General features: G+C 40.1%; 13 protein-coding genes. 12 read left to right on the top strand and 1 reads right to left on the bottom strand.

Going from position 1 to position 12,660, the window contains the following annotated elements:
• The 8 genes from cyoB to dnaB all read left to right on the top strand — a co-directional run bounded on the left by cyoB (window position 1) and on the right by dnaB (window position 6,943).
• The gene (gene cyoB / locus AC07E5_RS05420) at window positions 1–1,989 is read left to right on the top strand and encodes a cytochrome o ubiquinol oxidase subunit I (protein WP_004973161.1); all 1,989 of its coding nucleotides are present in this window, start codon (window positions 1–3) and stop codon (window positions 1,987–1,989) included.
• 3 nt (window positions 1,990–1,992) lie between these two features.
• Window positions 1,993–2,610 carry a cytochrome o ubiquinol oxidase subunit III gene (gene cyoC / locus AC07E5_RS05425; protein WP_004973159.1) on the top strand — a complete coding sequence of 206 codons (618 nt, stop codon included), beginning with the start codon at window positions 1,993–1,995 and terminating at the stop codon, window positions 2,608–2,610.
• The gene (locus AC07E5_RS05430) at window positions 2,610–2,936 is read left to right on the top strand and encodes a cytochrome o ubiquinol oxidase subunit IV (protein ID WP_004973158.1); all 327 of its coding nucleotides are present in this window, start codon (window positions 2,610–2,612) and stop codon (window positions 2,934–2,936) included. The genes cyoC and AC07E5_RS05430 overlap by 1 nt, the downstream gene beginning before the upstream one ends.
• Before the next feature lie 10 nt (window positions 2,937–2,946).
• Window positions 2,947–3,825, top strand: a complete 879-nt coding sequence (cyoE, locus tag AC07E5_RS05435) for a heme o synthase (RefSeq protein ID WP_498624877.1) — start codon at window positions 2,947–2,949, stop codon at window positions 3,823–3,825.
• A 354-nt stretch (window positions 3,826–4,179) separates the two neighbouring features.
• Window positions 4,180–4,569, top strand: a complete 390-nt coding sequence (rpsF, locus tag AC07E5_RS05440; protein WP_004973153.1) for a 30S ribosomal protein S6 — start codon at window positions 4,180–4,182, stop codon at window positions 4,567–4,569.
• 11 nt (window positions 4,570–4,580) lie between these two features.
• Complete coding sequence (gene rpsR / locus AC07E5_RS05445) at window positions 4,581–4,808, top strand: 30S ribosomal protein S18 (protein WP_004719336.1); 228 nt, start codon at window positions 4,581–4,583, stop codon at window positions 4,806–4,808.
• Between the two features lie 9 nt (window positions 4,809–4,817).
• Window positions 4,818–5,264 (top strand): 50S ribosomal protein L9, encoded by a 447-nt coding sequence (gene rplI, locus AC07E5_RS05450; protein WP_004973150.1) that lies wholly within the window; start codon window positions 4,818–4,820, stop codon window positions 5,262–5,264.
• A 233-nt stretch (window positions 5,265–5,497) separates the two neighbouring features.
• Window positions 5,498–6,943 carry a replicative DNA helicase gene (gene dnaB / locus AC07E5_RS05455; RefSeq protein ID WP_004973149.1) on the top strand — a complete coding sequence of 482 codons (1,446 nt, stop codon included), beginning with the start codon at window positions 5,498–5,500 and terminating at the stop codon, window positions 6,941–6,943.
• 21 nt (window positions 6,944–6,964) lie between these two features.
• Here dnaB and AC07E5_RS05460 read toward each other — a convergent pair whose 3' ends face one another.
• Window positions 6,965–7,531 carry a hypothetical protein gene (locus AC07E5_RS05460; RefSeq protein ID WP_026438364.1) on the bottom strand — a complete coding sequence of 189 codons (567 nt, stop codon included), beginning with the start codon at window positions 7,529–7,531 and terminating at the stop codon, window positions 6,965–6,967.
• Window positions 7,532–7,997: 466 nt separating this feature from the next.
• Here AC07E5_RS05460 and alr point away from each other — a divergent pair, with 466 nt between their 5' ends.
• The 4 genes from alr (at window position 7,998) to AC07E5_RS05480 (ending at window position 12,645) form a co-directional block, all read left to right on the top strand.
• A complete protein-coding gene (alr, locus tag AC07E5_RS05465) occupies window positions 7,998–9,074 on the top strand; it encodes an alanine racemase (RefSeq protein ID WP_167846070.1) in 1,077 nt (358 codons plus the stop codon).
• Between the two features lie 530 nt (window positions 9,075–9,604).
• Window positions 9,605–10,351: a beta-ketoacyl-ACP reductase gene (locus AC07E5_RS05470; RefSeq protein ID WP_498624881.1), complete on the top strand. Its 747-nt coding sequence runs from the start codon at window positions 9,605–9,607 to the stop codon at window positions 10,349–10,351.
• A gap of 51 nt (window positions 10,352–10,402) precedes the next feature.
• Window positions 10,403–10,747, top strand: coding sequence for a phasin family protein (locus tag AC07E5_RS05475; RefSeq protein ID WP_004973142.1), 345 nt, complete (start codon window positions 10,403–10,405; stop codon window positions 10,745–10,747).
• A gap of 125 nt (window positions 10,748–10,872) precedes the next feature.
• Window positions 10,873–12,645 carry a class I poly(R)-hydroxyalkanoic acid synthase gene (locus tag AC07E5_RS05480; protein ID WP_440204848.1) on the top strand — a complete coding sequence of 591 codons (1,773 nt, stop codon included), beginning with the start codon at window positions 10,873–10,875 and terminating at the stop codon, window positions 12,643–12,645.
• Window positions 12,646–12,660: the final 15 nt, after the last annotated feature.

Below are 12,660 nucleotides of genomic sequence, written 5' to 3' on the forward strand. Positions count from 1 at the left end.
ATGAGCTTATTAGGTAAGTTAGGTCCAGATGCAATTCCTTACGATCCAATCGTATTGGTAACTGTTGCAGCGATGATCTTAGGTGGTCTTGCAGCGATTGCTGGTATTACCTACTTCAAAAAATGGGGCTACTTGTGGAACGAATGGTTCACATCTGTAGACCATAAAAAAATTGGTATCATGTATATCTTTGTATCTGTAGTCATGTTACTTCGTGGCTTCGCAGATGCGATCATGATGCGTCTTCAACAGTTCCTTGCGAAAGGTGGTGGTGAAGGCTATTTACACCCAGAACACTATGACCAGATTTTCACCGCACACGGTGTGATCATGATCTTCTTCGTGGCAATGGGTCTTGTTGTTGGCTTAATGAACATCTCTGTACCATTACAGATTGGTGCTCGTGACGTAGCCTTCCCGTTATTAAACTCTTTAAGCTTCTGGTTATTCGCTGGTGCTGCAGGTTTAATGATGGTTTCACTTGCATTAGGTGAATTCGCTGCTACAGGTTGGATGGCTTATCCTCCTCTATCTGGTATCGAATATTCTCCAGGTGTTGGTGTTGACTACTATATTTGGGCACTTCAGGTTTCTGGTCTAGGTACGCTTCTTACTGGTGTTAACTTCTTCGTTACCATCATCAAAATGCGTGCGCCTGGCATGAAACTTATGGACATGCCTGTTTTCACTTGGACATCATTAGTTACTGCGGTACTTATCATTGCAACTTTCCCAGTTTTAACTGCGACAATTGCGATGTTAACGCTTGACCGTTACTTCGGTTTCCACTTCTTTACCAACGACATGGGTGGTAGCCCAATGTTGTATGTAAACTTGATTTGGACATGGGGTCACCCAGAAGTATATATCTTAATATTACCAGCATTTGGTATTTTCTCTGAAGTAACTGCGACTTTTGCGCGCAAAACTTTGTTCGGTTACAAATCAATGGTGTACGCAACCGTTGCAATTGGTGTGTTATCACTTGTTGTATGGGTTCACCACTTCTTTACCATGGGTGCAGGTGCCAACGTTAACGCGTTCTTCGGTATCATGACCATGATTATTGCGATTCCTACTGGTGTGAAAATCTTCTCTTGGTTATTCACTATGTACAAGGGTCGTATTACCTACACTACCCCAATGCTATGGACACTTGGCTTCCTTGTGACTTTTGGTATCGGTGGTTTAACAGGTGTATTAATGGCAGTTCCACCAGCGGACTTCCTTGTACACAACTCTTTATTCTTGATTGCTCACTTCCATAACGTAATTATTGGTGGTGTTGTATTCGGGATGTTCGCAGGTATCATTTATTACTGGCCAAAAATGTTTGGTTGGAGACTCAATGAAACTTGGGGTAAAGCAGCATTCTGGTTCTGGTTCTTCGGTTTCTACTTTGCATTCATGCCACTTTATATCCTTGGTTTCATGGGTATGACTCGTCGTTTGAATACATATGACAACCCAGAATGGGATCCATACTTGGCAATTGCGTTCTTCGGTTCTGTGTTAATTGCTATTGGTCTATTCTGCTTCGTTATGCAGATTGTGGTTGGCTTCCTACAACGCAACCAACGCTTAGACCTTACTGGAGATCCATGGGATGGCCGTACGCTTGAGTGGGCGACTTCTTCTCCAGCACCGTTCTATAACTTTGCTCACCTTCCAAAGATCAATGGTATTGATACTTTCTGGACTGACAAAGAAAATGGTGTTGCATACGCTCGTCCAACGAAGTATGAAGATGTCCATATGCCAACTAACCGTGCAGCTGGCTTCATAATTGCAATGTTTATTACAACTATGGGCTTCGCATTAATCTGGCATATTTGGTGGCTAGCAATCGTTACGTTCATTGCGGCAATCATCAGCTTCATCGTGAGTTCTTTCACGAAGAAAGTGGACTACTATGTTCCTGCTGCTGAAGTTGAGCGTATTGAAAACGAACGCTATGCGATCCTTGAAAAACACTTGAAGAAGGACTAAGACATGGCTGAAGTACTTCATCACGACAACCACGGACATGATGATCATCACCACGATGATACAGACATCACCGTCTTTGGTTTCTGGACCTACTTGATGAGTGACCTTGTAATTTTTGGTACACTTTTCATCGCGTTCGCTGTATTAAGTAGCCACGTTCCAGTAGGCACTCCAACAGCTAAAGATTTGTTTGGCGAGTCATTAGGCTTCGTTTTAACAGAAACTTTTGCCCTGTTGATTTCTTCTGTAACTTTCGGTTTTGCCGTTTTAGCTGCTTACAAGAAAGATGTTGCTAAAGTTCTAACTTGGTTAGGCGTGACTTGGGTTTTCGGTGCGATCTTTATTGGTATGGAACTTTATGAGTTCAACCATTTAGTTCACGCTGGACATGGTCCAAGTGCGAGTGCGTTCTTATCTGCGTTCTTTACTTTGGTTGGTACGCACGGTATTCACGTAACTTCAGGTTTAGTTTGGATGATCGTGTTAATGGTTCAAATCAAGAAATATGGTTTGACTATTCCGAACATGCGTCGTTTAGCTTGCCTAAGCTTGTTCTGGCACTTCCTTGACATCGTTTGGATCTGTGTATTCAGCGTAGTTTACTTGATGGGAGTTCTCTAATGAGTCACGATCACAACTCTGCTGGTGCATCACACGGTAACACTAAGCAATATACGATTGGCTTTATCCTTTCTGTTATCCTTACCATTATTCCTTTTGGTATGGTTATGGCAGGTGGTTTTGGCCGTGGTATTTTGATTACTGTTATTTCGATTACAGCAGTTGCTCAGATTCTTATTCAATTAATTTATTTCTTGCATATGAATTCTTCTTCAGAGCAACGTTGGAACGTGATTGCATTCGTGTATACCATTCTGACCATTGCCATCCTTTTGGTTGGTTCTGTATGGATCATGAACTACCTACACTACAACATGATGATCTAAACTGGTTGTCATGCTGAAAAAGTATTTATTCCTGACAAAGCCAGGAATTCTCTTTGGTAATTTTATTACCACTTTGGGTGGCTACTTTGTAGCTGCCCAAGGTTCTGTAGATTTCCTTCTCCTACTGCTTACTCTGCTTGGTACAACGCTTGTTGTCGCCTCAGGATGTGTGGTCAACAATATTATTGACCAAGACATCGACCAAAAAATGCAACGCACACAAAACCGTGCTTTAGTGAAAAAAACTGTTTCTGTTCCTATTGCGCTGATTTATTCAGTGGTATTGGGCATAATTGGTTTTAGCATTTTATGGTTTGGAGTTAACGCATACGCTTTTCTTTTTGCACTGATTGGTTTCGTGGTTTATGTCGGCTTTTACAGTCTATGGACCAAACGCACAACAATTCATCAAACCATTATTGGCAGTATTTCAGGCGCAAGCCCACCTGTCATTGGTTATACCGCTGTTGCAAATCAATTTGACTTAGCTGCACTACTTATCTTTTTAGGTTATGCACTTTGGCAAATGCCCCACTCTTGGGCGATTGCAATTTACCGTTATGATGATTACAAAAATGCGGGGATTCCAATTTTGCCAGTTGCTCGTTCAATTTTTCGAACGAAAATTGAATCACTAATTTATGTGGTGTTATTTACCGTTGCCATGAATGGACTGTTTGTATTTGGTTATGCAAACTGGCTATATCTGGTTATTTTGAATGCACTTTGTATTTATTGGTTCTATATTGGCGTCATTGGCTTCAAAGCAGAAAATGATCAATTATGGGCAAAACGCTTTTTCCTATTTTCGGTTATTTTAATTACTGTTGTGAGTTTATGTTTTAGCTTTACAGCAACCACACCAAGCACGCAAATCATACTTTTTTAAAAGATAGAGTTTAGCTCTATCTTTTAATGGAGTGCCTACCCTCTCCACACTTCAATATTTAAATAATAACAATTTATCTGTCTTTGATTTATTCGTCCTTAATAATTTTTGCATTAAACACTCTAAAAGTTAGTGACATACAAATACAAAGCATAAAATTTAAATTCCAATCATAGATGCAAAATATTACATTCCCTTTTTACCCAAGCCGATCTTTTCTTAGACCAAGCCTTGAATTTACTTGGAAAAAGCTCTAAAATTCACGCTTCGCAATTTCGCGACACAACTTCGGTTGTGACTCCTTGCTTCTGGCTCAATTTAGTCAGGGGCTGCATAAACCGTAAGGAGCTGACAATGCGTCACTACGAAATCGTACTTTTGGTACACCCAGACCAAAGCGATCAAGTTGTGGGTATGGTAGAACGTTACCTAACTCACATCAAAGAAGCTGAAGGTCAAATTCACCGTTTAGAAGATTGGGGCCGTCGTCAATTGGCTTACCCAATTAACAAAATTCACAAAGCGCACTACATTCTTATGAACGTTGAATGTGGTCAAACTACGCTTGACGAGTTAGAAGAATTGTTCCGTTATAACGACGCGATCCTTCGTAGCTTGATCATCCGTCGTGAAAACGCTATCACTGAAGAGTCATTATTGGCTAAGAGTGCTGAAGAAAAACGTGCGCGTAAAGCTCAACGTGAAGAAGCACAACACGCTAACCAAGACTCTGCTGAAGCTTAAGGAGAACATCAATGGCACGTTTTTACCGTCGTCGCAAGTTCTGCCGCTTTACAGCTGAGAACGTTACGTACATCGACTACAAAGATATCGATACACTAAAACAGTACATCACTGAAAATGGCAAGATTGTTCCTAGCCGTATTACAGGTACTAAAGCTCGTTACCAACGTCAATTAGCGCTTGCTATTAAACAAGCTCGCTACTTAGCGTTGATCCCTTACACTGACAATCATAAGTGAGGTTGAGCTGTGGATATTATCTTATTACAACGCATTAAGAACCTTGGTAAATTAGGCGATAAAGTTTCAGTTAAAGCTGGTTACGGCCGTAACTACTTGATCCCTCAAGGTAAAGCAGTTGCTGCAACTGAAGCAAACACTGCTGCATTTGAAGCTCGTCGTGCTGAACTTGAGAAGCAAGAAGCTGAAATTTTAGCTGCTGCTCAAGCACGTGCTGACCAATTGAACGAAGTTAACATCGTAATCACTGCTAAAGCTGGTGATGAAGGTAAACTTTTCGGTTCTATCGGTACTCGTGACATCGCTGACGCGTTAACGAATGCTGGTCTTGAAGTTGACCGTGCAGAAGTTCGTTTACCAAACGGTGCGCTTCGTCACACTGGTGAATTCAACATCGCAATCCAATTGCACCATGATGTTGTTGCTGAAGTTCTCGTTACTATCGTATCTGAGTAATTTTCTGCAAAAGAAAAGAGCATGCCTAATCGCATGCTCTTTTTTTGTCTTTAGAATATACGATTAGTACAATTTTCCTAAATCGATCTATACGCTTTGACTTATCCTTCACCAAAATCTACTCGCTTTTTTTTCTAGAGGGCGTATCATCGGGAAGTGGAAAGAATATGAGTTTCAAGTTCTATCCCCCATGCATTATTCAGCATTTACTGTTTTAAAAATCAGGGATTTATATGTCACAGGCGACTGCTAGCGCAAAGCAACATACTGCAAAGTCTGATCTAAAACCAAATGAGAACAGCCCGCTTAAAGAGTTTCGTACCCCACCGCATAACTTAGCCATCGAACAAGCTGTTTTGGCTGCGTTGATGACTGTAGCCGAATCTTTTGAACAAGTGGGTGATGTATTACAAGAATCTGATTTTTACGCGACACGCCACAAATATATTTTCCGCGCTATTGATTCTTTATCTAAAGAAAACTCACCTTATGATGCCGTATTGGTGAATGACTGGCTGATTAAACAAAATTTACTTGAAGCTGCGGGCGGTGAAGAATATTTAATGCAGCTCATGGCAGACTCACCTTCTAGTTTTTATAACCTAGAAACCTATGCCACGAAAATTAAAGAATTCTCAACCCTCAGAAACATGATTAAAGTCAGTTCTGAAATTTTACAAAATGCCTATGACACCAAAGGGCGTAGTGTAAGTGAGATTTTAGATTTGGCTGAAACTAATATTTTCCAAATTGCCGAACAACACAATAACAATGCCAAAGCGCAAGGCCCAAAAGCCATTTCGAGTGTGGTTGCCGATGTATTCGACAAACTTGATGAACTTTCTAAAATGGAAGGCAATATTACAGGTTTAACCACAGGCTTTGTGGAGTTAGATAATAAAACTTCGGGCATGCAAGCGGGTGATTTGATTATTGTCGCTGCGCGTCCATCTATGGGTAAAACCACCTTTGCCATGAATTTGGTTGAAAGTGTTTTGTTTAACAATGACTTACCTGCCCTTGTCTACTCTATGGAAATGCCTGCAGACTCAATCGCAATGCGTTTAATTTCTGCATACGGCAAAGTGCATCAAGGGAACTTACGTTCAGGTAAACTCAGTGGCGATGAATGGTCAAAAGTCACAGGCACGATTTTACAACTGCAAGAAAAGCATTTGTATATTGATGACTCATCTGCCCTACCACCTACGGAAGTACGTGCACGTGCGCGACGCATTGCCAAACAACATGGCGGTAAAATTGGCTGTATCATGGTCGATTATTTGCAGTTAATGAAAGTCCCAGGCATGGGCGATAACCGTGTCGGCGAAATCTCAGAAATTTCACGTAGCTTAAAAGCCTTGGCCAAAGAGATGAACTGCCCTGTGATTGCTTTGTCACAGCTCAACCGCTCATTAGAGAACCGACCTAATAAACGCCCTGTGATGTCTGACTTGCGTGAATCTGGTGCAATTGAGCAGGATGCGGATTTAATCATGTTTATTTACCGCGACGAAGTTTACAATAAAGAATCTAAAGAAGCAGGTACTGCCGAAATTATTATTGGTAAACAGCGTAACGGCCCAATTGGTACGGTACGTCTTGCTTTTGAAGGGCAATATACGCGTTTTAGTAACTTATCTCCTGAGTATTATGCTCAGTATGATGATGAAGAGTAATGCTTGCATTGCTCTTTTTTATTAAAACCATGTTTTAATCTGACTTATTAACTTTGCCCACCATAGTTTCCAACTTGAGAGTAAATTATAATCTTGACTATTTTCTTCCATTTCAAGTGATGGAAATGCTTTATTTAATTGCTTGCATGTCGGATACTTTTGTTGCAGTTGCGCCAAATAATGTGTCTGATCATAGTCTATAAAACCATCTAAAATCCCAACCTCTGATCTATCGACTGTAGAACAATTTGAGGTCTGCTTATTCCAAGCTAAAAATGGGACAATCGGTTTAGATAAAACAAGCTGGTCATTCTTACAGTTTAATGTTGCAAATGAAACTACTTGATATTGCTGGGGTTTAGCACCATCTGGTGCATAAGCTAAACCAATAATTAATTGGTTTTTAGCTGTACTTTTACCTGAAAATCCACTGTACCATTGAGTAGGCTTTTTATATTTAACCTCATCTAGTATTGAGCGAAAAATAAATTGACCTGAACTGAGTTCAAAAATGAAGTCTGAACTCTCCTGTACTGCCAGTGAACCTTGGTAACGGGCAATAAAAACGTCATTGGGTGAATGTGGCATACAAGCCATAACTGACTGACAAAAAAATAAAGTACTCCATCCCAGATAACAAAATATTTTCATTATTTATTCAACATATCCAAGTTTAAAATGCATTGTTTAATCTCTCTTTGAGTTCATTTAAATTACGAACCCACTCTCCACAATCATCTGAATCTTGCCATAACTCGTACAGTTTAGAATTTCCTGAGTGAGAGCATCTAACACCATAATAGCTTTTAGAACGTATAGTTTTATATGAAAAATAAAGTCTGAAACTTTTACAAATTATTTGCAATCAATAACCTAATAGATTTTTCGATCTTAAATTAATTTATGATCAAAAACTTAAATGTTCATGTCTATTTGAGGTTGATAGGTCTACAATAGTGAATATTTTTAAATAGAACTATTTTTAGTATTTATTTATCACTCCACAGTGTATCTAACACAAATTACCAATTGTCATTCCCAAGGAGTAACGAGGGTGCGCCAAGCAACAGTTTATATTGACAGTCAGGCACTGCAATATAATTTAAACCGTGTCAAACAACTTGCCCCAACAGCGAAAATTGTTAGCATGGTCAAGGCCAATGCTTACGGACATGGTGTAAAAGACTGCTTAGCAGCCTTAAAAGACAGCGATGCCTTTGGTGTCGCTTGCGTTGAAGAAGCCTTAGAAATTCGTGAATTGGGATATACGCAGCCCATCACCCTGATTGAAGGTGTTTTTTCTGCCGATGAAATGCAAAGTGTGTTAGCACACAAATTAGAATGTGTGGTGCATCATCAAGCACAGCTCGACTGGCTGCTACAACATAAAGCTGATTACATCACACAAGGCTTAAAAGTCTGGGTCAAACTCAACAGTGGCATGAATCGTTTAGGTTTTAAAATTCCTGAAATTATTGATGTGATTCACATGCTCAAAGCCGAAGGTTTTACCTGTGTGTTGACCATGCATTTTGCCAATGCCGATGGTGATCATGCTTTAAATGATCAACAAGTCGCGCAATTTTTGCATGTCAAAGACAATTGCAGCCCTATTCTTGCTTCTTGCTGTAACTCTGCTGCAATCTATCGTTATCCCGAATTGCATTTTGATTATGTACGCCCAGGCATTATGCTTTACGGTGCAACGCCTTTTGCCGCACATAATGTGCATACACTCGACTTAAAGCCTGTGATGACTTTAAGCGCAGAAGTGATCGCACTAAATGAAATTGATGCAGGCGAACACGTCGGCTACGGTTCAACCTTTACTGCAGAACAAGCCATGCAAATTGCGATTGTTTCAATTGGCTATGGCGATGGTTATCCACGTACATTTGTGCAGCCAAATTTTGTTGCGATTGGTACAAAATTAACGCCTGTACTTGGTCGTGTGTCTATGGATATGATTGCCATTGATGTCACAGGTTTAGACGTTGAATTAGGCACACAAGTTGAACTATGGGGCAAACACCGTTTGGTGGATGATGTTGCCACAGCCAATGGTACGATTGGCTATGAGTTGTTGTGTCGTTTAAGCCCTCGCCCACAGCGCAAGGCAACCAGCATTTAACTTTCTTTTTTCGATCTGTTGCATGTAGCAGTTTTGCTGCATGCAATCGTCTAAGCCATTCTCTTTTTCTTTCTTATATTTTTCTTTTCGCTTTTTATTTTCTTAAATTCACTGTATTTCCATTCATATTGATAAAAATTTGTGGTCACCCACATTTGCATTTAGCGCTTTACAGTCATCCAAATATTTAGCTGAAAATCACACTCAAAATCTCAAGAAAAAACAATATGCTCGCGCACTGTCTTTAAACTGCCACATCGCTTCAAATTCATGGATTAATCACATTTCACCAGTACTCAGAAGTTTGTGCTGCGCGCTACGATGAATCAATGACTTCACGACTATTTAAGCCATTTATAAAAGCATCCACATGATAAGAAAATAATCTATTACCAATATTTGTTTACTTTTGACTTCAAAGCATCATCAAACTGCAGCCTCTTTGAAATATAAAACGCTTAATTTCTAAACAAGAATAAAGGGGAAAAACTCCTTAATTTTTATAACCTTATTCTGCTTAGGAAAACAACATGTCTGAACAAAAAGTAGCTTTAGTGACGGGTGCGTTAGGTGGTATTGGCAGTGAGATTTGCCATCAACTGGTTACAGCAGGCTATAAAATTATTGCAACGGTTGTACCAAGAGAAGAAGATCGCGAAAAACAATGGCTTGAAAGCAAAGGCTTTACAGAAAGCGATGTGCGCTTTGTTTTAACCAACTTAAATGAGCATGAAGCGGCAACAGCAGCTATTCAAGAAGCAATTGCTGCTGAAGGTCGTGTCGATGTGCTGGTCAATAATGCAGGCATCACCCGTGATGCAACTTTTAAAAAGATGAGCTATGAACAGTGGTCACAAGTCATTGATACCAACTTAAAAACACTTTTTACAGTGACTCAGCCCGTGTTTAACAAAATGTTAGAACAAAAGTCGGGACGTATTGTCAATATCAGCTCAGTCAACGGTTTAAAAGGTCAGTTTGGACAAGCCAACTACTCTGCGAGCAAAGCCGGCATTATCGGTTTTACCAAAGCCTTAGCTCAAGAAGGTGCACGTTCAAATATCTGCGTGAACGTCGTTGCACCAGGTTATACCGCAACCCCGATGGTCACAGCCATGCGCGAAGAAGTAATTAAAAGCATTGAAGCACAAATTCCTCTGCAACGTCTTGCCGCCCCTACCGAAATTGCGGCAGCAGTTATGTATTTAGTGAGTGATCATGCTGCATACGTAACAGGCGAAACCTTATCAATCAACGGCGGCTTATACATGCACTAAGCGTGTAACACCTCATTTTAATCTACAAGTTTATTTACTGGAGTGACACCCATGCTATACGGCGACTTATTTTCAAACATGAATGCTCAATACAAAAACGTGTTTGAACCGTACACCAAATTCAACAGTATAGTTGCAAAAAATTTTGCTAACTTAACCAACCTACAATTAGAAGCAGCACGCAACTATGCCAACATTGGTTTAGCACAAATGTTTGCCAATAGCGAAGTGAAAGACATGCAAAGCATGGTGAACTGCACCACCAAGCAATTAGAAACTATGAACAAACTCAGTCAGCAAATGATTGAAGATGGCAAAAAATTAGCAACACTGACTTCAGAAGTCAAAGCAGAATTTGAAAAGTTAGTCAGCGATTCAATGCCAAATAATAAATAAACACTGCTCTGAAAACCATGCGTTATCAGGACGAATGTTACGGGGAAGTGTGAAAATTTCCCCGTTTTAGTTTCAGCCTTACACTCAATTTGATTGCTAAAAGCCATGTGCTATGGAGCGATGAAATGAAACAGAACTCATTTCAATTCAAAGAAAATATATTACAATTTTTCTCTAGCCACGATGATATCTGGAAAAAACTACAAGAATTTTATTATGGGCAAAGCCCTATTAATGACGCCTTAACACAGCTCAACAAAGAAGATATGTCTATGTTCTTTGAAGCTTTGTCTAAAAATCCAGCACGCTTGATGGAAATGCAATGGAGCTGGTGGCAAGGTCAAATGCAAATCTACCAAAATGTGATGATGCGCAGTGTGGCAAAAGACATCGAACCATTCATTCAACCTGAAAGTGGTGATCGTCGTTTTAACAGCCCATTATGGCAAGAACAACCCAATTTTGACCTGTTATCGCAGTCTTATTTGCTGTTTAGCCAACTGGTACAAAATATGGTGGATGTCGTAGAAGGCATTCCAGACAAAGTGCGTTACCGCATTCACTTTTTTACCCGTCAAATGATTAATGCTTTATCACCAAGCAATTTTCTTTGGACTAACCCTGAAGTGATTCAGCAAACCATTACCGAACAAGGCGAAAACCTTGTCCGTGGTATGCAAATTTTCCATGATGATGTGGTCAATAGCGGAAAATATTTATCTATTCGCATAGTCAATAGTGACTCTTTTAGCTTGGGTAAAGATTTAGCCTATACACCAGGCGCAGTGGTCTTTGAAAATGAAATTTTCCAGTTGTTGCAATATGAAGCAACGACAGAAAATGTATATCAAACCCCGATTCTAATCGTGCCGCCATTTATTAATAAATATTATGTGCTGGATTTACGCGAACAAAACTCATTGGTGAACTGGTTACGTCAGCAAGGTCATACGGTCTTTTTAATGTCTTGGCGTAACCCAAATGCCGAACAAAAAGAACTCACTTTCGCAGATCTTATTACCGCAGGTGCAGTTGAAGCTTTGCGTGTTATTGAAGAAATTACAGGCGAAAAAGAAGCCAACTGTATCGGCTATTGTATTGGTGGTACTTTACTTGCTGCAACGCAGGCTTATTACGTGGCAAAACGCCTGAAAAGTCATGTGAAATCTGCCACGTATATGGCAACCATTATCGACTTTGAAAACCCAGGCAGCTTAGGCGTATTTATTAATGAACCTGTGATTAATGGTTTAGAAACCTTAAATAATCAATTCGGTTATTTTGATGGTCGCCAATTGGCAGTTACGTTCAGTTTGTTACGTGAAAATACCCTGTACTGGAACTACTACATCGAGAACTATTTAAAAGGCAAAGAGCCTTCAGATTTCGATATTTTGTATTGGAACAGCGACGGCACCAATATTCCTGCCAAAATTCATAATTTCTTATTGCGTAATTTGTATTTGAATAATGAATTGATTTCACCAAACGCAGTGAAAGTAAACGGTGTTGGACTCAACCTTTCTCGTGTCAAAACACCAAGCTTCTTTATTGCAACGCAGGAAGATCATATCGCACTTTGGGATACAAGCTTCCGTGGTGCAGATTACTTAGGCGGTGAATCTACACTGGTACTTGGTGAATCTGGACACGTGGCAGGCATTGTGAATCCGCCAAGTCGTAATAAATACGGCTGCTATACCAACTCTGCCAAGTTTGAAAATACCAAGCAATGGCTAGATGGTGCAGAGTATCATCCTGAGTCTTGGTGGCTACGCTGGCAGGCTTGGGTTACACCGTATGCAGGCCAACAATTCCCTGCCCGTGCCTTAGGTAATGCACAATATCCAACAATAGAAGCAGCACCAGGTCGCTATGTTTTGGTAAATTTATTTTAATCAGTCATATAACAT

The organism is Acinetobacter seohaensis (assembly GCF_056431365.1).

Excerpts from the sequence above, each read along its gene's own strand:
- cyoB (WP_004973161.1), top strand. The coding sequence starts at position 1 with ATGAGCTTATTAGGTAAGTTAGGTCCAGATGCAATTCCTTACGATCCA.
- cyoC (WP_004973159.1), top strand. The coding sequence starts at position 1,993 with ATGGCTGAAGTACTTCATCACGACAACCACGGACATGATGATCATCAC.
- AC07E5_RS05430 (WP_004973158.1), top strand. The coding sequence starts at position 2,610 with ATGAGTCACGATCACAACTCTGCTGGTGCATCACACGGTAACACTAAG.
- cyoE (WP_498624877.1), top strand. The coding sequence starts at position 2,947 with ATGCTGAAAAAGTATTTATTCCTGACAAAGCCAGGAATTCTCTTTGGT.
- rpsF (WP_004973153.1), top strand. The coding sequence starts at position 4,180 with ATGCGTCACTACGAAATCGTACTTTTGGTACACCCAGACCAAAGCGAT.
- rpsR (WP_004719336.1), top strand. The coding sequence starts at position 4,581 with ATGGCACGTTTTTACCGTCGTCGCAAGTTCTGCCGCTTTACAGCTGAG.
- dnaB (WP_004973149.1), top strand. The coding sequence starts at position 5,498 with ATGTCACAGGCGACTGCTAGCGCAAAGCAACATACTGCAAAGTCTGAT.
- AC07E5_RS05460 (WP_026438364.1), bottom strand. The coding sequence starts at position 7,531 with ATGCCACATTCACCCAATGACGTTTTTATTGCCCGTTACCAAGGTTCA.
- AC07E5_RS05470 (WP_498624881.1), top strand. The coding sequence starts at position 9,605 with ATGTCTGAACAAAAAGTAGCTTTAGTGACGGGTGCGTTAGGTGGTATT.
- AC07E5_RS05475 (WP_004973142.1), top strand. The coding sequence starts at position 10,403 with ATGCTATACGGCGACTTATTTTCAAACATGAATGCTCAATACAAAAAC.
- AC07E5_RS05480 (WP_440204848.1), top strand. The coding sequence starts at position 10,873 with ATGAAACAGAACTCATTTCAATTCAAAGAAAATATATTACAATTTTTC.